The following is a 21,281-nucleotide window of genomic DNA, read 5'->3' as shown; positions in this document are numbered from 1 at the left end:
CCGCCCTCGGCGGGGGCGGGCAGCGGTGGGACGACAGGCTCTACGGCGAGACCGGCTCGCGGTTGTCGCGGTTGTCCTCGGCGAGTTGTTCCAGGAAGGGTTCGACCGCGGCCCGCCAGCCCTCCGGCCGGTCGTAGTGGACGAGGTGGCCGGCGTCCGCCACCTCCGCGTACTGGCCGCGGGGCAGCACCCGGACCATCTCCTGGGCCTCGGCCCTGCCCAGCTCCCCGTCGAGGCCGCGCAGCACCAGGGCGGGGCACTGGACCTGGGCCAGCTCCTCCCAGTGGGCGTCGAAGACCCAGGTGGCGCGGGAACGCAGCATCTGGCGGCGGGAGAAGACGGGGCGCCAGCCGTCCTCGCCCTCGGCCATCACCTCGGCGTAGAACTCGCCGCGCGCGGGGTTCGGCCGCTCCACCCAGGGGTCGTCCTCGCCGAACCACTTCCGTACGTCGGCGAGGGTGGCGAAGGGCAGCGGCCAGGAGTCGAACCAGTCGCTCCACTCGCGCTGGGAGGCCGCGCCGAGCGCGGAGGCCCGCATGTCGCAGATGACGACGGCGCGGACGAGGTCGGGACGCTTGGCGGCGAGCTGCCAGCCGGTGAGCGCTCCCATGGCGTGGCCGACGACGGTGACCGGGCCGAGGTCGAGCTGTTCGATCGCGGCCTCGGCGTCGGAGACGTAGGCGTCGCGGGTGTACGGGCCGCCGGCGGGCTTCTCGCTGCGGCCGTGGCCGCGCTGGTCGAGGCCGACCGCGCGGTGCCGTTCGGCGAGCCAGCGCGCGGTCGGGGCCCAGTGCGAGGCCCGGCCCATCAGCCCGTGCAGCAGTAAGACCCCGGGAGCGCCGACCACTTCCGCGCGCTCCTCGGGCGGGTCGGCGAACTCCCATGCCGCGAGGCGTACGCCGTCGGTTCCGGTTACGTCGATGCGCCGCACCATAGTCCTGGCACCCCCTTCTGCTCCTCGGTCACCGTGTGGTCGCGTCGCCAGGCTATCGAACTCATATTCGAAAAAGGGGTTCCGCCACCCAACACCCCACGTTCGAGTGACACCGGTCAAGGATTGATGCCGACCGGCCTGGGGAGATCTTCAGCGGGAGGCGGGCCGCTCGGGGACAGGGGCCCGCGGGAACTGACCTTGAGAGCTCGGGGCTCCGGGTCAGCACAGGGGAGGAACGGCCCCGGCGTCTGCGGACGCCGGGGCCGACCCTGGTCCGGGGACGACCGCCCCTCGTCCGGGGACCGCCGCCGACGATCCCGACAACGATGGCAGCCGTGCGGTGCGCGTCCTGCTGCGACGGGCGCATTCCCTGCTCCCTCCCCGACCGTGCCGACCGGAGCCGGCCGACACCCTCAGGTCCTCTGCCTGGCATCAGCCTGGCATGCGACAGCGTCCGGGCGCTGCCGTTCCGGACGGAAACCGGCGAGCGCACATCACGGTTGTGTTGCCGCGCGGCAACAGCGCCGCCGCCGGGCGGCGGCGCGGTCAGCGCTTGGCGACGAACACGTGCGAGGCGACCTCGGTGTCCAGCTCGGCCGCCTCACCGCTGGAGCCGACGAGCACCCCGCCGGGCGACTCGGTGACGCTCACGACGGACCCGGGCTGCACCCCGGCCCTGCGCAGCGTGTACATCAGCTGGGCGTCGGTCTGGATCGGCTCCCCGATCCGCCGCACCACCACGGTCTTGCCCTCGGTGCCCGGGTCCAGCTCGGCCAGGCTCACCATGGAGGCGTCCAGGAACGACTCGGCCTCGGCCTTCTCGCCCAGCTCCTCCAGGCCCGGGATGGGGTTCCCGTACGGCGACTCCGTCGGGTGGCGCAGCAGCTCCAGCACCCGCCGCTCCACCGCCTCGCTCATCACGTGCTCCCAGCGACAGGCCTCGGCGTGGACCTGCTCCCACTCCAGGCCGATCACATCCACGAGCAGGCACTCGGCGAGCCGGTGCTTGCGCATGACGCGGGTGGCGAGGCGACGGCCCTCCTCGGTCAGCTCCAGGTGGCGGTCCCCCGCGACCTGGACCAGTCCGTCGCGCTCCATGCGGGCGACCGTCTGGCTGACGGTCGGACCGCTCTGGTCCAGCCGTTCGGCGATCCGGGCGCGCATGGGGACCACGCCTTCCTCTTCCAGTTCGAGGATGGTGCGGAGATACATCTCCGTGGTGTCGATCAGTCCGGACATACGTGCCCCTCGATGCTGTGACTAGAAAACGTCGTGCGATGGCCCTGCACCAATTCTGACGCATGGCACCGGCAACCGTGCCGCCCCCGTGGAAGACCGGTGGAAGTGGGTGCGCGTACGGGCACCGGGCGGTATTGACAGTCCACTGGTCCAGACCGCAACGTGATCGGCGGCACGGGCATTCCCGGGCCGCCGCACGCCCGCCCCACCCCACCGCCCCACCCTCCCCTCGCATTCCGCGCACTCCGCGCATTCCGTCGAAAGGGCTCCCCCCGATGAGCGACAGCAAGCTGGCCGGTCAGTTCTTTGATGCGGCGATCGGCCTGCTGACGCGGGTGCGGGACGAGGAGGCGGAGAGCATCGCCGCCGCGGGCGCGGCCGTCGCGGACACCGTCGAGGCGGGCGGCCGGCTCTTCGCCTTCGGCGCGGGCCACTCCTCGCTGGCCGCCCAGGACGTCGTCTACCGCGCGGGCGGCCTGGCCCTGATGAACCTGCTCACCGTGCCCGGCGTGGTCGGCGTGGACGTCATGCCCGCCCCGCTCGGCTCTGCGCTGGAGCGGGTCGACGGCCTGGCCTCCGCCGTCCTGGACTCCAGCCCCCTCACCGCGGGTGACCTCCTGGTGATCGTCTCGCTGTCCGGGCGCAACGCCCTGCCGGTCGAGATGGCGCAGAACGCCCGGGCCCTCGGGCTGAAGGTCATCGGCGTGACCTCGGTCGCGTACGCGGAGAACACCCGCTCCCGGCACGCCTCGGGCGGCTTCCTGCGGGACCACTGCGACATCGTCCTGGACAGCAAGATCGCGATCGGCGACGCGGAGCTGACGGTCCCCGGCGTCGAGGCCCCCTTCGCCCCCGCCTCGACCGTGGTCACCAGCGCCATCATGCAGTCGATGCTGGCGGCCGCCGTCGAGCAACTGGTGGCCCGGGGTGTCGAGCCGCCCATGCTGCGCTCGGGGAACGTCGACGGCGGCCACGAGTGGAACGGCCGGGTCATGACGGAGAACCGGGACCGGATCTTCTACCGGCACTGAGCCCGCGCCACAGGAAGGCGAGCGGGCTCGTCTTGGCCTCCGGACGCCGGGGCGCGCGTGGGAGAGGCTTCCCCGGCCGCCGGGTGACGCGTGAAACAGCCTTCCCCGGCAGCCGGGGCACGCGTGGGAAGGGTGACGCGGGCCGTCAGCCCGCCGCCCGGGTTGGCCCGCGCGCCGACGTCACCGCCGTGCGCCCGCGCCACCGACGCCACGATGGAGAGCCCGAGGCCCGCGCCCTCACCGGGTGCGTGGCGGCGGGCCCGCGCCCGGCGGAACGGTTCGAACAGCAGTGGCACGGTCGCCGGGGCCACCTCGGGCCCGGTGTTGGCGACCTCCAGCCCGTCCGGGCCGACCCGGACGGTCACGGTCCCGCCGGGGTGGTTGTGGCGCAGCGCGTTGGCGACCAGGTTGTGCACGAGGTGGTCGAGGAGGACCGCGTCGCCCTCGACCGTCACGGGCCGGGCGGTCACCTCGACGGTGATGTCCCGCTCCTTCGCCTCGGCGGCCAGCGCCCCGGTGACCGTGGTGACGGTCTCGTCGAGGGCGACCCGCTCCCGCCGCCGCAGTCCTTCGTCGGAGACCGCGAGGAGCAGCAGCCCCTCGATGAGCCGTTCGCTGTCGGCCGCGGTGCCGATCAGCTTCTCCCGGATCCAGGCGACCTTCTCGGGCGGCGGGTCGTCGGCGAGCCCGATCTCGGCGGCGGCCCGCTGCACCGCGAGCGGGGTGCGCAGTTCATGGGCGGCGTTGGCGGCGAACCGCTGCCGGGCCGCCACCAGCTGCTGGATCCGGTCGAGCATCCCGTCGAAGGTGTCGGCCAGCTCCTTCAGCTCGCCCGGCGGGGCCTTCAGCGCGATCCGTTCGTGCAGGTTGGAGCCGGAGAGCCGGCGGGCACGGGCGGTGATGACGCCGACCGGCCGCAGCACCCGGCCCGCCATCCACCAGGCGAGGGCCACGGAGAGCGCGGAGTAGAGGGCGAGGGCGATCCCGGAGACGGTCAGCAGCTGGCTGAGGGCCGCGTCCCCGGCCACCGTTCCGACCTTCTGCACGAGCGCGTACTGCCCGGGTTCGACGACGGCGGTCTGCGCCCAGTCCGAGGAGGGCAGGGCGGGAGCGGGGGCGGCCGCCCCCGCGTCAAGCCGGGCGGCGGGGACGGCCGGGGCGACGGCCGTGACGATCCCGGCGTACACGTTCTCGCTGACCAGCACATAGACGATGGCCAGGAGGAGGACGCCGGCCAGGACCAGCAGTCCGCCGTACAGCGCGGCGAGACGGGTGCGTTCACTGTTCACGGGGTGTCGCTCCCGGGGGCGCCGGGGGCCGGGCGGCTGCCGCTGTCCCCGATGCGGTACCCGGCTCCGGGCACGGTCTCGATCACGGGTGGCGCCCCCAGTTTCGTACGGAGTTTGGAGAGGGTGACGCGGACCGCGTTGGTGCGGTAGCTGGTGTCCGCCTCCCACACCTCCTCGATCAGGTCCTCGCCGCTGACGACCGCGCCCTCGGCCCGCAGCAGGGTTTCCAGCACGGCGAACTCCTTGCGGGAGAGCGACAGGTAGCGGCCGTCGCGGCAGACCTGGCGGCGGGCGGTGTCGAGCGTCAGCCCGGCCCGCTCCAGGACGGGCGGCAGGGCGGGGCGGGCCCGGCGGCCGAGCGCGAGGACCCGGGCGAGGAGTTCGTCGTACGCGAACGGCTTGGTCAGGTAGTCGTCGGCGCCGAGCCCGAGGCCGGCCACCCGGTCCCGTACGGTCCCGGCGGCGGTCAGCATCAGAATGCGGGTCAGCAGACGCAGGGCGACCACACGCCGGCACACCTCGTCACCGTGCAGCCCCGGCAGATCCCGGTCGAGGATCATCACGTCGTACGCGCCGAACCGCAGCCGCTCCAGCGCCTCCCGGCCGTCGGGCGCGATGTCCACGGCGACGGCGTCACGGCGCAGCCCCTCGGCGATCATCTCCGCCAGGAATTCCTCGTCCTCCACCACCAGCACACGCATGGGCTCTGTGTACCCGAAAGCGATGTTTCGCCGGTGTAAGCGTCGGCGCTGAGAGAAGCGAAACAGCGTCCTCGCGCACGCTCGGGCCGTCCCTGTACGGACCTGCACGGACCTGTCGGCAAGCGACGAGGAGCCTCCATGAACCAGACCCTTTCCCGCCGGACCGCCGCGCGCTCACGCGGGCGGTCCCTCGCCGCGGCCTGCGCCCTGGCCGCCGCCCTCGCCCTGACGGCCACCGCGTGCTCCGGCGACGGCGGCGGGACGAAGGACGCCGGATCGGCGTCCGGCAGCGGGAAGACGGAGGAGGACCAGGCGCTGGAGCACCGCAAGTGCCTCCGCGAGCAGGGCCTGGACATACCCGAGCCGAAGCCGGGCGAGAACGGCATGGGCGTGACCATCGACGGCGGCTCGATGAGCAAGCAGAAGATGGAGAAGGCGTTCAAGGCCTGCGAGGACAAGGCGGTCGGCGGCGGGCCCAAGGATCTGTCGCAGGCGGAGAAGGACAAGATGGTCGCCTACGCCCGGTGCATGCGCCAGAACGGTTTCGACATGCCCGACCCGAAATTCGACGGCGGGGCGATGCAGGCGGCGCCCGCGCTGAAGTCGAAGGACATGAAGAAGTTCGAGAAGGCCAACAAGGCGTGCGAAAGCACCGGCCGATGAGGCGGGGACGGGCCGTGACGGCGGCGGTGGCGGTGGCCGTGCTCGCGGTGACGGCCGGCTCGGTCGCCCTCACGCGGCTCGGCGGCGAGGAGGAGGGCGGCGGGGTGAAGAACACCGGGCTGCCCCCGGCCACCGCCGCGGTCGAGCGCGGGGACCTGCGCGACACCACCCAGGCCGACGGCACCCTCGGCTACGACGAGGAACGCAAGGTCAACGCGGGTGCGGCGGGCACCGTGACCTGGACCCCGCGCACGGGCTCGACCGTGGAACGGAACGAGCGGCTGTACGAGGTCGACGGGCGGCCGGTCCGGCTGATGTACGGCTCCGGGCCCATGTACCGGACGCTGAAGCCGGGCGACAAGGGCCGGGACGTGGAGCAGCTGGAGCGCAATCTCGCGGAGCTGGGCTACACGGGCTTCACGCCGGACCGGGAGTACACCGAGCTGACGGCGGCGGCCGTCAAGCGCTGGCAGAAGTCCCACGGCGCGCGGCAGACCGGGAAGGTCGGGCCGGGGGATGTCACGTTCGCCCCGGGGAAGGTCCGGATCAAGAGCGTCGGGGCGGGCGTGGGCGAGCGGGCCCAGCCGGGCGTCCCGGTCCTGGTCACGACCGGCTCCGAGCGCATCGTCACCTTCCGGCTGGACGTGGCGGAGAGCCAGTTGGCGAAGGTGGGCACGAAGGTGGACGTGGAGCTGCCGGACGGCACGACCGCGCGCGGGAAGGTCTCGTCGGTCGGCCGGACCGCGAAGTCCGGCGACGACCCGCAGGACGACAGCCCCAAAATCACGCTGACCGTCTCCTTCGACGACCCGGACGGGGTGGGCGGCTTCGACCAGTCGCCGGTCACGGTGAACCTGACGGGCGAGACCCGCGAGGACGTCCTGACCGTGCCGGTGAACGCGCTGCTGGCACTGCCCGGCGGCGGCTTCGGCCTCCAGGTGGTCCGGGGCGGCACGTCCCGCGAGGTGAAGGTCGAGCTGGGCCTGTTCGCGGAGGGCCGGGTCGAGGTGTCCGGCGGCGGTCTGAGCGAGGGCATGAAGGTCGGGGTGCCGAAGATATGAGCACCGGCACCGCCGCGGACCCGGCGCCCCGTCCCCGTACGGTCGTCGCGCTCGCCGGCGTCACCAAGGAGTACCCGGGCCCGGTCGCCGCGCTGCGCGGGGTCGACCTGACCGTGGAGGAGGGCGAACTCCTCGGCATCGTGGGCCCGTCGGGCTCCGGCAAGTCCACCCTGCTGCACATCATCGGCACCCTGGACCGCCCCACCGAGGGCTCCGTCCACATCGCGGGCCACGACGTGGCGGCGCTCTCCGACCGCAGGCTCTCCGCGCTGCGCGCCCAGCACGTGGGCTTCGTCTTCCAGGCGTTCCACCTGGTGCCGGGCGTCAGCGCGCGCGACAACGTGGCGGAGGGCCTGCTCTACTCGGGCCTCTCCCGCTCGGTGCGCCGCCGCAAGGCCGCCGAGGCGCTGGCCCGGGTCGGCCTCGCGGACCGCCTCGACCACAAGCCCCACCAGCTGTCCGGCGGCCAGAAGCAGCGGGTCGCCATCGCCCGGGCGGTGGTCGGCGAGCCCGCGCTGCTGCTGGCGGACGAGCCGACCGGGGCGCTCGATTCGGCGTCGGGGGCGGCGGTGATGGAGCTGCTGCGCGACCTGAACCGGGAGGGAGCGACGATCGCGGTGATCACGCACGACACGGAGATCGCGGCCCGGTTGCCGCGCGAGGTGCGGATCCGGGACGGTCAGGTGGTCGCGGACGTGGCCCACGGGACGGCGGCGACGACGGGGGCGGCCCTGTGAACGGCACGCGCAGCCGGGGACGGGAACGGCTGAAGGCTGCCCGGCTGAGCCCCCGGGACGTGGCGCACGTCGGCTCGTCCGGCCTGCGCAGCCGTCCGATGCGGGTGGTGCTCTCGGCGCTGGGCATCGCCATCGGCATCGCCACGATGATCTCGGTGGTCGGCATCTCCGCCTCCAGCCAGGCCAAACTACTGCGCGAGCTGGACACGTTGGGGACGAACCTGCTGGTCGCCTCGCCCGGCGAGTCGATGTTCGCCGGGGAGGAGGTGAAGCTGCCGGAGGAGTCGGTCGGGATGGTGGGACGGATCGAGGGCGTCCAGGACGTGGGCGCGACGGCGGACCTGGACGCGACCGTACGCCGCACCGAGAAGGTCGACGAGGACGACACCGGCGGGATCGCGGTGAAGGCGACGACGGCCGGCCTGCTGCGTGTCCTGCGCGGCGAGGTCGGCAGCGGCAGCTGGCTGAACGCGGCGACCGGACGCTACCCCTCGGCCGTGCTCGGCCATGTGGCGGCGGAGCGCCTGGGCATCACCGAGCCGGGCCGCCAAGTATGGCTGGGTGGCCGCTACTTCACGGTGGTCGGCATCCTCGCCCCGCTCCCCCTCGCCCCGGAGATCGAACGCTCCGCCCTGGTCGGCTGGGAGGGCGCGAAACGCCTGCTGGACTTCGACGGCCACCCGACCTCGGTGTACGAGCGGTCGGCGGACGCGGCGGTCGAGGACGTACGCAAGGTGATGGCCGCGACGGTCGACCCGCAGAACCCGCAGAACGTGCGGGTCACCGACCCGTCGTCGGCGCTCCGCGCCAAGGCGGCGACGGAGGGGGCGTTCAGCAGCCTGCTGCTGGGCCTGGGCGGCATCGCCCTGCTGGTCGGGGGCGTCGGTGTCGCCAACACCATGATCATCTCGGTCCTGGAGCGGCGGTACGAGATCGGCCTGCGCCGCTCGCTGGGCGCGACGCGGGGTCAGATCCGCATCCAGTTCGTCACGGAGTCGCTGATGCTGTCGGGCCTGGGCGGCCTGGCGGGCGTGGCGCTGGGCGCGGCGGCGACGGGGGTGTACGCGCACTCCGGCGGGCTGCCGTGGGTGGTGCCGCTGTGGGCGGTCGCCGGAGGCTTCGGCGCGACGCTGGTCATCGGCACGGTGGCGGGCCTCTACCCGGCGGTCCGGGCGTCCCGGCTCTCCCCGACCTTGGCACTGCACGCGGCGTAGGGCGGCGCACGGCGTAAGGCACCGCACGCGGTGCGGGGTGCGCGGGGTGCGCCCCAGGGGTGTCCGCCGGGGTGCGGGGTGCGCCCCAGGGGTGTCCGCGGCGCGGCGGGGCCGGGCGGCGGACAGGGCTCGGGAGGGCGCGGGGCCCGTCCCCTCACGGCCGCCCGGGGTCTCAAGGGGTGCCCGCCGCCCGGGTCACCAGCGCCAGGTCCACGGCCCCCGCGACCCGGGCCGCGACCGTCTCCGCGTATGCCGCGTCGGGGCGTTCGAAGGCGGCCCGGTTCGCCGCGCGGAGGAACGTCAGCACGCCCAGCGTCCGGCCGCGGCTCCGCAGCACCGCGCAGAGTGCGTGCGCCGCGTCCCGGGGCCAGCGGCGCTCCGCGGCCCAGGCCTGCGACGCGGCGGCCCCGGCTCCCGCGCTCGTGCGGACGGTGCCGGTGCGCTCGACCGACTGGAGGGCCGGGTGGCCGGGGGCGTACCGGGCGGGGAGGGAGCCCCCGGCCACCAACAGGCACGGGCCGGGCGCGTCGAACGGGGTGGCGGCCGTACGCACCAGGCGCTCGCCCGCCATCAGGTCGACCAGGACGTGATCGGCGAACCCGGCGAGCGCGAAGTCCAGCAGGGAGGTCGCGGCCTCCATCGGGTCCTCGTACTCGCAGGCCGTACGCGCGGCCCGGTGCAGCTGGCTCGTCCGGAACCGCAGCCGGTCGGCCTCCTGCTCCGCGAGCCGGGCGGCGGTGACGTCCTGGAACAGCCACCCCACCCCGAGCGGAACCGGCTCCTCCGTCAGTGGCGAGGCCAGCCGCAGGAATCCGCTGCGCCAGCACCGCCGCCGCTCGCCCTCGGCCGTCCGCAGCGTCACCCACAGCTCGGCCGGCGCGCTCGGGGCCCCCTCGGCGAGCACATGGTGCAGGGCGGCCTCCAGCTCCTCGACTCCCTGGACGACCAACTCGCCGAGCGGGCGGCCGAGGAGGGCGGTGCGGCTCCCGCCGAGCGCGCGGGCGGCGTGCGCGTTGACGACCGTGGGCCGCAGGTCGACATCGACGAGGACGGCCCCCCAGGACGCGTCCTCCAGCAGCGCCTCGCTCAGGGCGATGGCCCGCTCCAGGTCGATCTGGGCGTGCACCTCGCTGAACGCGCAGTAGACCCCGGCCGGCTGCCCGTCGGCGCCGCGCACTCCGGCGGACTGGGTCCGCACCAGCACCCGGCCGCCGTCCTTGCGCAGCAGCGCGAACTCGTGCACCTGCCGCCCCGGCGCGTCCATGGCCGACATCAGCCGGGCCCGCACCTCGTCGGCGTCGGCCCGCCGCACCGCCCAGCCCGCGAAGCCGCTGCGGCCGACGGCCTCTTCCGCCGACCAGCCGAGAACGCGTTCGGCCTCGCGGTTCCAGTGGGTGACCGTGCCGGCCGCGTCGAACGCGCAGAGCGCCGCGTCCATCCCGTCGAGCAGCGCCGCCAGCAGCTCGGACCCGTCGGACGGCGCACCGGGGACCGCGTCGTCGCCGACCGAGGCTCCGGGGCTCGCGGAGCACCCCGGCGGCCCGCCGCCGGGATCCTCGTCCGGTCCGAGCTCGTCGGTGGCCCCCCTGCTCCTGGGAACACCCACTCCGCACCCCCCGCAGAACGTGTCGGCCGTCGTCCCACGCGTCGCCGCGTGTATTGCTGCACGTCAGACCATTCAACTCGAACGTGACCCAGCACACATCCACTTCGCCCAAATCTTCTGGCCCGGACGGGCGAATAAATCGCTTGTACCGCGATGCGGGGCGCTCCTAGGCTGTGGCGCACACAGGAAAGGAGGTGTTCCGGAAGTGATTTCTCTTCGGACTCGTGAGGTGGCTGCGGGCTGACGCCCGTCGTCGCACTCTTTTGCAGTGCAAGGCCGGACGCCGGCCAATTCCCAGCAGTCACCGACCCGCAGGCTCGCCGGTAAGTCCGGCCGGCTCCTCTGTGCACGGAGGAACCAGAGCCTGCGGGTTTCTGCGTTGTACGGACCGGGCGCGAGGGCCTTACGGGCAGAGCCGCTCCACCCGCCAGGGGCCGCCCCGCCCGTCGCCCTCCCTGACGTACCGCAGCCGGTCGTGCAGCCGGTTCGCGTGCCCCTGCCAGAACTCGATCGTCTCGGGCACCACCCGGAAACCGCCCCAGTGCGGCGGGGCCGGGACCTTCTCCCCCTCCGGGTAGCGGGCGGCCAGCTCCTCGTACCGGGCGATCAGCTCCTCGCGGGACCCGACGACGGTGGACTGGGCGCTGGCCCACGCCCCGAGCTGGGAGCCGTGCGGGCGGGTACGGAAGTAGCCGACGGTCTCCTCGCGGGAGGTGCGGGAGGCGGTGCCGGTGACGATGACCTGGCGGGCCATCGGGTGCCAGGGGAAGAGCAGGGAGACGTACGGGTTCGCCGTCAGCTCGCGGCCCTTGCGGGAGTCGTAGTTGGTGAAGAAGACGAAGCCCCGGTCGTCGTACTGCTTGAGCAGCACCGTGCGCGAGGACGGGCGGCCGTCCGTGTCGGCGGTGGAGACGACCATCGCGTTGGGCTCGTGCAGGACGCCGCCGACGGCGACCTGGCGGAACCAGCGGGCGAACTGCTCCATCGGATCGGCGGCGAGGTCGCGCTCGACGAAGTCCTCCGAGCGGTACTGCTCGCGCATGGCCGCGGGATCGGTGGTGAAATCGTCCGGGAGGGGTCCCGTGGAACCTTCTGGTGTGGGCACGGGCCCCATCCTGCCGCAGGGGCCGAGTCTGCCCGGCGCCGAGGGGCCGTAACCGCACGCCGTCGAAAGGGGGCCCTGTGCCGGATGTCACGCTTCCCCGCATCGGAGGAACCCGCCAATATCTTGGGGCAGGCCGCTGTGGCCTCCGCACAGCCCAGCACGCCGCGCACCGCACGCCGCCCGCCGAACTGAGGGAGCCGCCTGATGTCCGACTTCGTACCCGGTCTTGAGGGAGTCGTCGCGTTCGAAACGGAGATCGCCGAACCGGACAAGGAAGGCGGTTCGCTCCGTTACCGCGGGGTCGACATCGAGGATCTCGTCGGCCACGTCTCGTTCGGAAACGTGTGGGGCCTGCTGGTGGACGGGGCGTTCAACCCCGGTCTGCCGCCCGCCGAGCCGTTCCCGATCCCGGTGCACTCCGGTGACATCCGGGTCGACGTCCAGTCGGCGCTGGCGATGCTGGCGCCCGTCTGGGGCCTGAAGCCGCTGCTGGACATCGACGAGGCGACGGCCCGCGACGACCTGGCGCGGGCCGCGGTGATGGCCCTGTCGTACGTCGCCCAGTCGGCGCGCGGCCAGGGACGGCCGATGGTGCCGCAGAGCGAGATCGACAAGGCGCAGTCGGTGGTGGAGCGGTTCATGATCCGCTGGCGCGGCGAGCCGGACCCGAAGCATGTGAAGGCGGTCGACGCGTACTGGACCTCGGCAGCGGAGCACGGCATGAACGCCTCGACGTTCACGGCCCGGGTCATCGCCTCGACAGGGGCGGACGTCGCGGCCGCCCTGTCCGGAGCGGTGGGTGCGATGTCGGGCCCGCTGCACGGCGGCGCCCCCTCCCGGGTCCTCGGCATGATCGAGGAGATCGAGCGTACGGGCGACGCGACCGCGTACGTGAAGCAGGCTCTGGACCGGGGCGAGCGGCTGATGGGCTTCGGCCACCGCGTCTACCGCGCCGAGGACCCGCGCGCCCGCGTCCTGCGCCGCACGGCCCGCGAGCTGGCCGCACCGCGTTTCGAGGTGGCGGAGGCGCTGGAGAAGGCGGCGCTGGAGGAGCTGCACAACCGCCGCCCGGACCGGGTCCTGGCGACGAACGTGGAGTTCTGGGCGGCGATCGTGCTGGACTTCGCGGAGGTCCCGGCGCACATGTTCACGTCGATGTTCACGTGCGCCCGCACGGCGGGCTGGTCGGCGCACATCCTGGAGCAGAAGCGCACGGGCCGCCTGGTGCGCCCGTCGGCGACGTACGTGGGCCCGGGGACGCGGGACCCGCGTGAGATCAGCGGGTACGAGGACATCGTCGCGGGCTGAGCCGGGGACCGGGGCCGTCCCCGTTCGGTGAAGGTGCCGGTACGGGGCAGACGTACCAGCACGTTTCCGGCGCATTCCCGGCACGAGGAGGCACACCATGACCGCGCCCCACCCGACCCTGGCCCTGTCCAGCACGGTTCTCGACGCCCCGGACGCGAAGGAGCTGGCGGGCTTCTACCGCCGCCTCCTGGGGTGGGAACCCGTACAGGAGGAGCCCGGCTGGGTGAAGCTCCTCCCGCCCGGTGGCGGCTCGGGCCTGGGTTTCCAGACCTCGAAGCCGTACGTGCCCCCGGTCTGGCCCGCCTCCCCCGGCGACCAGCTGACGATGCTGCACCTGGACTTCGAGGTGGCGGACCTGGAGTCGGCCGTGGCCCACGCGGTCGCGGAGGGCGCGACGCCTGCGGAGTTCCAGCCGCAGCGCGACGTACGGGTCATGTTCGACCCGGTGGGCCATCCGTTCTGCCTGTTCGTGAACGAAGAGGCCCCGGGCGAACCTCCGGCGATCAGCCCCGAGTGGGTGGCGGAGCAGACCCGGGAGATGGCCGAGCAGGGCCGGGTGACGGTCCAGGACGCAGTGGCCCCGGGCCCGTCGGACCCGGCCGCCCCGGCACGGCAGGCGGAGCCTGACACCTTGTCGTAGCCCGGGCCCGCCCCCGGCACGACAGCGGCGGACGCGTCGTCGGCCCGGCTCAGATCTTCCCGCTCACGACGACCGTACGGTGGCCGTCCAGTCGGCGGTCGAACTCCGCGAGGAAGGCCGGAGTGAGGTCGGGCCACCCCCAGAAGGTGAAGCCGAGGGCGCCGAAGGTGATGCAGTGCCCCATGCCGGTCCAGTCGACGAGCGGGGACGACGCGTCGCAGTGCGCGCACCGCACGAGGGCCTCGACACCCGCCTCCCAGTCCTCGATCGCCTCGGAGAAGGGGGCCCAGGCCCCCGGTATCTCCTGCAAGGCCCTGTCGCGGAACTCGACGTCCCGCTCGCAGCGCGGGCATCTGGCCGAGGACGGATCGGCATACTGCCCGGCGTCGAAGACGGTGCGGGTGACGGCGACGTCGAGCCCCCCGCCCTGCCAGGGCTCGCCCCACCCACTGCTGTCGACGACCTCACGGATACGCGGTCCCGGCGGATATCCGGGGTCGCGGCCGAGCACGGGCGCGGTGCGGTCGGGCCCGATGACGCCCTCGGCGACGAGCCAGGCGATGACGCGTGCGGCCAGCGGGGCGGCGTCCGCCTCGCTGACATCGCGGTCGACGACGGTCTGGAAGTAATCCCCCACAGCTCCCCCTCTTGTTCGGACGATCTCCACTCTGCCACCCGCCTCCGACAGTTCAGGCGGACTCAGGCGGCCTCAGACGGGTCGGCCCCGGCGCACGGCGATGACGTTGTCGGTCACGGTCGCCGTCTCACCGCCCGGCCCGGTGGCGGTCCGCTCGGGCGCGTGGCATCGCTCGGTACGCCATCCATCGCCGAGCCGCAGGGACGCGAGTACGTCGTCGGGGCTGGGGAACCGTACGTCCTCGTGGCCGTCCCGCCAGGACCAGGGGGCGAGCGAGGCGTGCTCGACCAGGACGAGGAGGCCGCCGGGGGCGACGGCTTCGGCGGCGCGGCGGAGGATCTGCTCCCGGGGGATCTCCACAGGGGTGTGGAAGTAGCCGGCGGTCACCAGGCCGAAGGTCCCGTCGGGGAAGGACCGGGCCAGGTCGTGCCGGCTCGGGTGGACGCGGCCGGTCAGCCCGGCCGCGGCGGCCCCGGCGGCGACCCGTTCCAGGGCGGTGGCCGAGACGTCGACGGCGGTGACGTCCCAGCCGAGCGAGGCGAGCCAGAGGGCGTCGCCGCCGTGCCCGCAGCCGAGGTCGAGTGCCCGGCCACCGTCACCGCCGCCGCCCGGCTCGGGGGCCAGGGCGGTGACGACCTCGGCGAGGACGGCGTTGGGCCGGGTGCCCCACTGCGGGTCGACGCCGGCGTAGTGGTGCTCCCAGAACGCGGCGGAGTCGGTGGCACGGGTGGTGTCGCTGCTCATGGCGGATCCCTTTCGTTGTCCCTGCTTCCGGGGGGGAGGGGGAGGAAGGTGCGCTTCCCTGTCCCCTGGGGAGGAAGGTGCGCCGCGGCCTGCCGCCCTTGCAAGCTTCCATGCCGTTTCGGCAACCTGGGGCGCATGGGAGACGCCTCAGAACAGCCACCACCGGAACAGCCGTCACCGACGTCGGGCACCAGAGGCCGGGCAGGCGTGCTGGCAGGCGTGGGCCCCCGCCTGCGCGAACTGCGACGCAGGCACGGCATGACGCTGGCCGAGCTGGCGGAGCGGACCGGGATCAACGAGAGCACGCTGTCCCGCCTGGAGGGCGGCACCCGCAAGCCGACGCTGGAACTGCTGCTGCCGCTGGCCGAGGTCCACGCGGTCCCGCTGGACGAACTGGTGGGCGCGCCCCGCACGGGCGATCCGCGCATCCACCTCCGCCCGGTGACGAGGGACGGCCTCACCTACGTACCGCTGAGCCGCCCGGGAGGGGTCCAGGCCCACAAACTGCTGATCCGCCCGAGCCCGGCCGGCGCGGAACCGGCCCTGCGGACCCACGAGGGCTTCGAGTGGCTGTACGTCCTGGCCGGCCGGCTACGCCTGATCCTGGGCGAGCGGACCCTGGTCCTGAAGCCCGGCGAGGCGGCCGAGTTCGACACGCATGTCCCGCACTGGCTCGGCCCCGACGACGACCGCACCGTGGAACTGCTCGTCCTCTTCGGTCACCAGGGGGAACGGGCCCACCTGCGGGCGCGCCAGGGACCTTTGCGAGGATCGGCGGATGGGACGACCTGAGGCAGCATCCGTGAGCCATTCCCCCTCGACCTGGCAACAGCCGTGCCCCGCACCGGCGTCGGCCGAGCGCAGCGCGCTGACGGCGGCGATCGCGGACCGCGTACGGGACCGGGGGCCGGGCCGGATCACGGTCGGCATAGACGGCTTCACGGCGGCGGGCAAGACGAGCTTCGGCCACGAACTCGCCGCGCGCATAGCCGAGTCGGGCCGCCCGGCGCTCCGGGCCACGCTGGACGACTTCAAGAACCCGTGGAAGGACCGGCACCTGTACGACCGGGAGTCGGGCGAGGGCTACTACCGCAACGCGTACGACTACGACGCGGCCAAGCGTCTCCTGCTGGACCCGTTCCGCTCGCCGGAGGCGGAGTCGTGCGCCCTGTGCTCGATCGACCCGCTGACGCAGGAGAACCACGCGGCCGAGACGACCCCGCTCACCCCGGACTCGGTCCTGATCGTGGACGGCGTCTTCGCGTTCCGGCCCGAGATCGACGCCTACTGGGACTTCCGGATCTGGATGGACGTGGACGCCGAACTCTCCGTACGCCGTGGTGCGGAACGCGACCAGAACTGGGCGGGCTCGGACGCGGAGGCGATCCACCGAAACCGATACCTGGTGGCGGAGCGTCTCTACCTCGACGAGGTGGACCCCCTGCCGAGGATGGACGCGGTGGTGGACAACACGGACTTCGCGCGGCCGCGCTTGATGTCCGCGAAAGGGCGGCGAGCGTCTTGACGTACGCGACAGGGCCTTCGGAGGCCCGTATCGACGAGGCGGACAACGTCTTGGTGGCCCCCTCGGACGTACGGGGCGACGACGCGATCAGCAATTTCTTCGGGTCCACGATCACTCCGGAGGAGCTCGCCTCCGATCCGCCCGACCTCACGGGGAAGACCGTCTACCTGTGCGGCGACCTGTCGGCCATGTCCGACGATCAACTGCGTTCCGCCGCAAGGGTCTTTGTGATCCGGGAGCTGTCGCACGGTGACGAGGAGGGAGCCGGCCGACCGTGGACGGCCGTCGGCCTCGGCCGCGTCCCCCTGCGCGTGCACGGGGTCGGTGTGTACTACCGCCGCTTCTTCGACCTCGACGCCGACCACTTCGGACGGATCAGCTCGGAGCATGTGTTCCAGTCCCTGACGGAGTCCACCAAGCCGGGAACGTCCCATCGCAGCGGGATCTATCTGACGCCCGTCACACAGAACGGCGACGAACGGCACTTCCGGCTGCTCCGGTGCTCCACGAACCTCTCGGGCCCGACCGAGACGTTCCGGCCGACCGACACGTGCGTGGTCGAGGAGCTGAACCGCGAGGCCGGCACCGTCTTCCGGGACCACGCTCCGCTGAACCACGTTCTCGCCCAGATCTACCGCAACACCCGTGCCACGGCCGAGCGCAAGCAGGCCAAGGCCAGGATCTCGGCCCACGCCGACAAGACCAAGGACATGCCGGCCAACGGCATCATGGCCTTCTGCACCTTCTACGACGGGCTCGCCCATCTGCGGCCGATGCCCGGCGACGCCTTCGACTACGGCGTGAAGGGCGTCAGCGGACTCACGCGACTCCACTTCCGCCTCAAGGAAACGGCCGAAAAGCGGGGCACGGCGGATGCCCTTCCCCAGCAGTTCAGCATCACTCTCCACCCCGGCTCGGTCTTTTTCATGCCGCTGTCCACCAACCGCCTGTACACCCACGAGATCCGGCCCTCGGGGCTGAACGCCGAACTGCTCCCGACCCGCCTGGGGTACGTGGTCCGCTGTTCGAGCACCGAGGCCGTGCACAAGGACGGGCACACGTTCCTCAAGGTGGCCGGAGACCTGGTGAAGCTGGAACCGCCCACGCAGGAGGGCATGGAGGACCTGCGCAGGCTGTACGCCGAGGAGAACAGGACCTCGTCCTTCATCGACTACGGCGACAAGTTCCTCTTCAGCATGAACTCCGGTGATTACGTTGCCCCCAGAATCTAGGGTCGCGGAAAGGGTCCTCTCATCCGCTCTGCCGGCCGAGGAGGACCTCTTCGCGGAACTGTCGGCATCGGCCTTCCTGGAGGACGCGGGAAAGGGCCGCCGAGGCGCTGTGCTCACCAGGGTCGACGCGACGGGCGGCGTGCCTCTCGTCCGTACGACCACGCGGTACAGCACCCCGGCGCAGCGCTTCCGCCCGGTGCACGAGCGCCTGGCGCAGCGGATCCAAGACCGCGCGGGACTCCCGACGGGCTTCAACAACGCGCTGTTCGAGAGCTACACGAACGCGTACAGGACCATGGGCGCCCATTCCGACCAGGCCCTGGACCTGGCCGACGAGTCGTACATCGCCGTCTTCTCCTGCTACCGGAACCCCGAATCCGGCCCTCCGCGAAAGCTGGTCTTCGCATCGAAGGACACGGAGGGGGAGACGTTCGAGATCCCCCTCACGCACAACAGCGTGGTCACTTTCTCCGTCGCCTCGAATCGACGACTCAAGCACAAGATCGTCCTGGACGCGCCCGGACACGGACAGGCGGAGGAAAACGAATGGCTGGGGTTGACGTTCCGCACGTCGAAGACCCCGGTCCGGTTCCGTGACGACGGGCACGCCTGGCTCCCGCAGGGCGCGCGGCTCACCCTGGCGGACGACGAGCAGCGGAGCGAGTTCTACCGGCTGCGGCGCCGGGAGAACCAGGAGACGGATTTCGCCTATCCCCCGCTGACGTACACCATCAGCGAGAGCGACCTGATGCCGCCGGTCTGACCTGGCCGTTCGACACCGACGGCAAAAGCGCATGCTCCCCCGACCGGAGCCGCGCTAGGGTTGCCGTATGAACGTCACCGGCCGAATCACCACCGCGACCGCGCGAGCGACCAGCTCGCCGGCCGCCGCCGCCTGACGTTCTCTCCCCCCGGCGACCGGAAACGGTCCGTCGGTAGTGCCGCGGAGCCTCTGGCCCCGGCCGGGTGACTGAACGGTTCCGTTCTCCGGTGCCTCCCCGCTACGACGCGAAGGAGCCACCCCCATGCGTACGGACCAGCTCATCAGGACGTTCGTCGAGTACTACGAAGAACGCGGCCACCGCCGGATCACCGGCTCGACCCTGCTGCCACCCCCCGGCGACCCCGTGCTCTTCACGACCTCCGGCATGCACCCGCTCACCCCGTACCTGGAAGGCCGGCCTCACCCCCTGGGGAAGCGCCTGGTCAACGTGCAGCGCTGTCTGCGCACCACGGACCTGGACGAGGTCGGGGACACCACGCACCTGACCGTCTTCGAGATGCTGGGCACCTGGTCGCTCGGCGACTACGGGGGCCCGCGCAGCCTCGACTGGGGGTACGGGCTGCTCACCGAGGGACTGGGCGTCGACCCCGGCCTGTTGCACGCCACGGTCTACGCCGGCGACGACCGGACGGGGACAGGTCAGGACACCGACTCCCTCGATCTGTGGCAGGGCCTCGGCGTCCCCGTTGAGCTCACGGTGGAGGACAACTGGTGGCCGAAGAGCGTGGACGACGACGGGGGTGACGGCCCCGTCGGCCCGTGCGGCCCCGATTCGGAGATCTTCTTCTGGAGCGGCGACGGCCCGCCGCGGTCGACGCCCACCCTCGACGACCGCTGGGTGGAGGTGTGGAACCACGTGACGATGACCCACCGCCGACGCGAAGACGGTTCGCTCGTCCCGCTCCCCCAACGCAACGTCGACACCGGCCTCGGCCTGGAGCGCCTGGCCTCCCTGCTCCAGGGCAAGCCGTCCGTCTTCGCCTGCGACGTCTTCGACCCATGGCGCCGTCTCGTCCCGCCCCTGTGGCCGCTGGAAGAGCCCGAACTGCGCCTGGTCAGCGACCATCTGCGCTCGGCCGTCGTGGTACTCGGCGACGGCGTGCGCCCGTCCACCACGGGCCGGGGTTACGTACTGCGCCGCCTGGTACGACGGCTGCTCACGGTGCTGTGGCGCCAGGACGCCTCACGCAGCCTCGGGGACCTGCCGGACGACCTGGTCCGGCACACTCTGGACCACTTCCGCCAGGACGCCCGCCCGGCCGACGTCCTCCGGACACTGCTCGACGAGGAGCACCGGTTCGGCCGCCTCCTGGACCGGGGCCGCACCGTACTCGCCCGCCCCCGCTTCCAGGGCCCGCTGACCGAGGAGGACTTCCACTACCTGCACGACACGCATGGGCTGCCGCGTGAGCTGATCACGGGCCTGCGCCAGGAGTGAGGGGCCGTTCCCGTGCGGCTCCGAACGAGTGGACTTGGCGGGACGCGGCAGGGACACGGCGCGTGGTCCGGTGGGCGGATGGTGTCTTTGCCATCCGCACCCCCGCCTGGAAGGCCTTCCGCCATGCGACGCCGCACCCCCGCCCGACGCCTCCTCGCCACGACGCTGCTCGCGGCGTCCGTCCTGGCCTCGATGGCCATGGCTCCCGCCCCGGCGGTGCACGCCGCGGGCTTCGACCAGCACGGACAGCACAGCAAGGACGACTGTCCGCCGGGCGGCCTCGATCCCGCGCTGACCGCCGAGCTGGACCGGACCATCGACGACGTCCGCGAGCGGGCCGGCATCCCCGGCGCCGTCGTCGGGCTGTGGATGCCGGGCAGGGGAAGCTACGTCCACGCGAGCGGCGTCGGCAACACCGCCACCGGTGAGCCGATGTCCGCCGACACCCGCATCCGGATCGGCAGTGAGACCAAGACCTTCACGGTCACCGCGCTGCTCCAGCTCGTCGACGAGAAGCGCGTCAAGCTGGACGACCCGATCTCCCGTTACGTCTCCGGCGTGCGCAACGGCGACCGGATCACGCTCCGCCAGCTCGCCGGGATGCGCAGCGGTCTCTTCCCGTACACCGCCGACGCCGGCTTCGTGCACGACCTGCTGAGCGATCCGTACCGCTCGTTCACCCCGCGCGGCGTGCTCGCGTACGGCATGCAGCACAAGAACACCTTCAAGCCGGGCGCGGAGTTCCAGTACTCCAACTCCAACCTCGTCCTGCTCGGGCTGGTGATCGAGAAGGTCACCGGTCAGCGCCTCGACCGCGTCATCCACGAGCGGGTGCTCCGCCCCGCCCACCTCCACAACACGCTCTTCCCGACCGGGGCCGAGTTCCCCGAACCGCACGCCCACGGCTACACCGACCAGACGCTGAGCGGTGAGACCGAGGACGCCACGGACTGGAACCCCAGCTGGGCGTGGGCCGCCGGGGCGATGATCTCCGATCTGCACGACCTGCGGCGCTGGGCCAAGGTCGTCGCCACAGGTGAGCTGCTCAGCCCGGAGACCCAGGCGCAGCGGCTCAAGACCCTGCCGACCGGGTTCCCGGGGCTCAGCTACGGCCTCGGCATCTTCGAGACCGGCGGGTGGATCGGGCACAACGGTTCGCTGCCGGGGTACGAGACCGTGACCGTCTACCTGCCCGCGCAGAAGGCCACCATGGTCATCATGATCAACACGGACTCCCTCAGCGGGACCCAGGAGCCGTCCACCCTGCTCGCCCGCGCGGTGACGCAGATCGCCACCCCGGACCACGTCTACGACGGCAGCGCCTCCCAGGGGCGCAACACTCCCTGAGGTCAGGGCCCGTCGGCGGCGGTGCGGCCGGCCCGACGCCCCGGCG

General features: G+C 72.5%; 21 protein-coding genes. 13 read left to right on the top strand and 8 right to left on the bottom strand.

Annotation, left to right across the window (positions count from 1 at the left end):
* Positions 1-40: 40 nt before the first annotated feature.
* A complete protein-coding gene (locus tag CCZ36_RS20495) occupies positions 41-934 on the bottom strand; it encodes an alpha/beta fold hydrolase (protein ID WP_128818311.1) in 894 nt (297 codons plus the stop codon).
* 546 nt (positions 935-1,480) lie between these two features.
* A complete protein-coding gene (locus CCZ36_RS20490) occupies positions 1,481-2,173 on the bottom strand; it encodes a metal-dependent transcriptional regulator (RefSeq protein WP_069735309.1) in 693 nt (230 codons plus the stop codon).
* A 275-nt stretch (positions 2,174-2,448) separates the two neighbouring features.
* On the opposite strand from CCZ36_RS20490, the gene CCZ36_RS20485 reads away from it, so the two are divergent.
* Positions 2,449-3,204, top strand: a complete 756-nt coding sequence (locus tag CCZ36_RS20485) for an SIS domain-containing protein (protein WP_069735310.1) — start codon at positions 2,449-2,451, stop codon at positions 3,202-3,204.
* Here CCZ36_RS20485 and CCZ36_RS20480 read toward each other — a convergent pair.
* Together CCZ36_RS20480 and CCZ36_RS20475 are read right to left on the bottom strand one after the other, a co-directional pair.
* Positions 3,192-4,493, bottom strand: a complete 1,302-nt coding sequence (locus CCZ36_RS20480) for a sensor histidine kinase (protein WP_237302713.1) — start codon at positions 4,491-4,493, stop codon at positions 3,192-3,194. The genes CCZ36_RS20485 and CCZ36_RS20480 overlap by 13 nt on opposite strands.
* The gene (locus tag CCZ36_RS20475) at positions 4,490-5,194 is read right to left on the bottom strand and encodes a response regulator transcription factor (protein WP_069735311.1); all 705 of its coding nucleotides are present in this window, start codon (positions 5,192-5,194) and stop codon (positions 4,490-4,492) included. The genes CCZ36_RS20480 and CCZ36_RS20475 overlap by 4 nt, the downstream gene beginning before the upstream one ends.
* 138 nt (positions 5,195-5,332) lie before the next feature.
* Between CCZ36_RS20475 and CCZ36_RS20470 the strand changes: the two genes are divergently transcribed.
* Genes CCZ36_RS20470 through CCZ36_RS20455 form a run of 4 tightly spaced genes read left to right on the top strand, consistent with a single transcriptional unit; the run spans position 5,333 to position 8,869 of the window.
* Positions 5,333-5,857 carry a hypothetical protein gene (locus CCZ36_RS20470; protein ID WP_128818310.1) on the top strand — a complete coding sequence of 175 codons (525 nt, stop codon included), beginning with the start codon at positions 5,333-5,335 and terminating at the stop codon, positions 5,855-5,857.
* Complete coding sequence (locus tag CCZ36_RS20465; RefSeq protein WP_206515757.1) at positions 5,854-6,918, top strand: efflux RND transporter periplasmic adaptor subunit; 1,065 nt, start codon at positions 5,854-5,856, stop codon at positions 6,916-6,918. Before CCZ36_RS20470 ends, CCZ36_RS20465 begins: the two co-directional genes overlap by 4 nt.
* Positions 6,915-7,655 carry an ABC transporter ATP-binding protein gene (locus tag CCZ36_RS20460; protein ID WP_069735314.1) on the top strand — a complete coding sequence of 247 codons (741 nt, stop codon included), beginning with the start codon at positions 6,915-6,917 and terminating at the stop codon, positions 7,653-7,655. The genes CCZ36_RS20465 and CCZ36_RS20460 overlap by 4 nt, the downstream gene beginning before the upstream one ends.
* On the top strand, positions 7,652-8,869 hold the full coding sequence (locus CCZ36_RS20455; protein ID WP_128818308.1) for an ABC transporter permease: 1,218 nt from the start codon (positions 7,652-7,654) through the stop codon (positions 8,867-8,869). The genes CCZ36_RS20460 and CCZ36_RS20455 overlap by 4 nt, the downstream gene beginning before the upstream one ends.
* Before the next feature lie 172 nt (positions 8,870-9,041).
* Here CCZ36_RS20455 and CCZ36_RS20450 read toward each other — a convergent pair whose 3' ends face one another.
* Both CCZ36_RS20450 and pdxH read right to left on the bottom strand, forming a co-directional pair.
* Entirely contained in the window at positions 9,042-10,475 is a 1,434-nt protein-coding gene (locus CCZ36_RS20450; protein ID WP_069735316.1) for a PAS domain-containing protein, read from the bottom strand.
* A 403-nt stretch (positions 10,476-10,878) separates the two neighbouring features.
* Positions 10,879-11,517, bottom strand: coding sequence for a pyridoxamine 5'-phosphate oxidase (pdxH, locus tag CCZ36_RS20445; RefSeq protein ID WP_128819643.1), 639 nt, complete (start codon positions 11,515-11,517; stop codon positions 10,879-10,881).
* Between the two features lie 267 nt (positions 11,518-11,784).
* On the opposite strand from pdxH, the gene CCZ36_RS20440 reads away from it, so the two are divergent.
* Positions 11,785-12,888: a citrate synthase 2 gene (locus tag CCZ36_RS20440; RefSeq protein ID WP_069735318.1), complete on the top strand. Its 1,104-nt coding sequence runs from the start codon at positions 11,785-11,787 to the stop codon at positions 12,886-12,888.
* A gap of 97 nt (positions 12,889-12,985) precedes the next feature.
* Positions 12,986-13,528: a VOC family protein gene (locus tag CCZ36_RS20435; protein ID WP_128818307.1), complete on the top strand. Its 543-nt coding sequence runs from the start codon at positions 12,986-12,988 to the stop codon at positions 13,526-13,528.
* A gap of 49 nt (positions 13,529-13,577) precedes the next feature.
* On the opposite strand, the gene CCZ36_RS20430 is transcribed toward CCZ36_RS20435, so the two are convergent.
* Positions 13,578-14,165, bottom strand: coding sequence for a hypothetical protein (locus CCZ36_RS20430; RefSeq protein WP_069735320.1), 588 nt, complete (start codon positions 14,163-14,165; stop codon positions 13,578-13,580).
* Between the two features lie 72 nt (positions 14,166-14,237).
* The gene (locus CCZ36_RS20425) at positions 14,238-14,909 is read right to left on the bottom strand and encodes a class I SAM-dependent methyltransferase (RefSeq protein ID WP_128818306.1); all 672 of its coding nucleotides are present in this window, start codon (positions 14,907-14,909) and stop codon (positions 14,238-14,240) included.
* A 135-nt stretch (positions 14,910-15,044) separates the two neighbouring features.
* On the opposite strand from CCZ36_RS20425, the gene CCZ36_RS20420 reads away from it, so the two are divergent.
* The 6 genes from CCZ36_RS20420 (at position 15,045) to CCZ36_RS20390 (ending at position 21,235) form a co-directional block, all read left to right on the top strand.
* Positions 15,045-15,701, top strand: a complete 657-nt coding sequence (locus CCZ36_RS20420; protein ID WP_128818305.1) for a helix-turn-helix domain-containing protein — start codon at positions 15,045-15,047, stop codon at positions 15,699-15,701.
* A 10-nt stretch (positions 15,702-15,711) separates the two neighbouring features.
* Positions 15,712-16,434: a uridine kinase gene (locus CCZ36_RS20415; RefSeq protein ID WP_237302712.1), complete on the top strand. Its 723-nt coding sequence runs from the start codon at positions 15,712-15,714 to the stop codon at positions 16,432-16,434.
* On the top strand, positions 16,431-17,666 hold the full coding sequence (locus tag CCZ36_RS20410) for a hypothetical protein (protein ID WP_128818304.1): 1,236 nt from the start codon (positions 16,431-16,433) through the stop codon (positions 17,664-17,666). Before CCZ36_RS20415 ends, CCZ36_RS20410 begins: the two co-directional genes overlap by 4 nt.
* Positions 17,650-18,429, top strand: a complete 780-nt coding sequence (locus CCZ36_RS20405) for an alpha-ketoglutarate-dependent dioxygenase AlkB (protein ID WP_128818303.1) — start codon at positions 17,650-17,652, stop codon at positions 18,427-18,429. The genes CCZ36_RS20410 and CCZ36_RS20405 overlap by 17 nt, the downstream gene beginning before the upstream one ends.
* A 262-nt stretch (positions 18,430-18,691) precedes the next feature.
* Positions 18,692-19,888 (top strand): alanine--tRNA ligase-related protein, encoded by a 1,197-nt coding sequence (locus CCZ36_RS20395; RefSeq protein WP_128818302.1) that lies wholly within the window; start codon positions 18,692-18,694, stop codon positions 19,886-19,888.
* 123 nt (positions 19,889-20,011) lie between these two features.
* Positions 20,012-21,235, top strand: coding sequence for a serine hydrolase domain-containing protein (locus CCZ36_RS20390; protein WP_128818301.1), 1,224 nt, complete (start codon positions 20,012-20,014; stop codon positions 21,233-21,235).
* Positions 21,236-21,281: the final 46 nt, after the last annotated feature.

The sequence above is a fragment of the Streptomyces sp. S063 genome (genome assembly GCF_002832675.1).
Classification (GTDB): domain Bacteria; phylum Actinomycetota; class Actinomycetes; order Streptomycetales; family Streptomycetaceae; genus Streptomyces; species Streptomyces sindenensis.
Note: the sequence above shows the minus strand (reverse complement) of the source record. Positions and strands in the feature narration are given on the sequence as shown.

Excerpts from the sequence above, each read along its gene's own strand:
- CCZ36_RS20420 (WP_128818305.1), top strand. The coding sequence starts at position 15,045 with ATGGGAGACGCCTCAGAACAGCCACCACCGGAACAGCCGTCACCGACG.
- CCZ36_RS20495 (WP_128818311.1), bottom strand. The coding sequence starts at position 934 with ATGGTGCGGCGCATCGACGTAACCGGAACCGACGGCGTACGCCTCGCG.
- CCZ36_RS20490 (WP_069735309.1), bottom strand. The coding sequence starts at position 2,173 with ATGTCCGGACTGATCGACACCACGGAGATGTATCTCCGCACCATCCTC.
- CCZ36_RS20465 (WP_206515757.1), top strand. The coding sequence starts at position 5,854 with ATGAGGCGGGGACGGGCCGTGACGGCGGCGGTGGCGGTGGCCGTGCTC.
- pdxH (WP_128819643.1), bottom strand. The coding sequence starts at position 11,517 with ATGCGCGAGCAGTACCGCTCGGAGGACTTCGTCGAGCGCGACCTCGCC.
- CCZ36_RS20395 (WP_128818302.1), top strand. The coding sequence starts at position 18,692 with ATGCGTACGGACCAGCTCATCAGGACGTTCGTCGAGTACTACGAAGAA.
- CCZ36_RS20485 (WP_069735310.1), top strand. The coding sequence starts at position 2,449 with ATGAGCGACAGCAAGCTGGCCGGTCAGTTCTTTGATGCGGCGATCGGC.
- CCZ36_RS20435 (WP_128818307.1), top strand. The coding sequence starts at position 12,986 with ATGACCGCGCCCCACCCGACCCTGGCCCTGTCCAGCACGGTTCTCGAC.
- CCZ36_RS20440 (WP_069735318.1), top strand. The coding sequence starts at position 11,785 with ATGTCCGACTTCGTACCCGGTCTTGAGGGAGTCGTCGCGTTCGAAACG.
- CCZ36_RS20460 (WP_069735314.1), top strand. The coding sequence starts at position 6,915 with ATGAGCACCGGCACCGCCGCGGACCCGGCGCCCCGTCCCCGTACGGTC.
- CCZ36_RS20470 (WP_128818310.1), top strand. The coding sequence starts at position 5,333 with ATGAACCAGACCCTTTCCCGCCGGACCGCCGCGCGCTCACGCGGGCGG.
- CCZ36_RS20425 (WP_128818306.1), bottom strand. The coding sequence starts at position 14,909 with ATGAGCAGCGACACCACCCGTGCCACCGACTCCGCCGCGTTCTGGGAG.
- CCZ36_RS20475 (WP_069735311.1), bottom strand. The coding sequence starts at position 5,194 with ATGCGTGTGCTGGTGGTGGAGGACGAGGAATTCCTGGCGGAGATGATC.
- CCZ36_RS20390 (WP_128818301.1), top strand. The coding sequence starts at position 20,012 with ATGCGACGCCGCACCCCCGCCCGACGCCTCCTCGCCACGACGCTGCTC.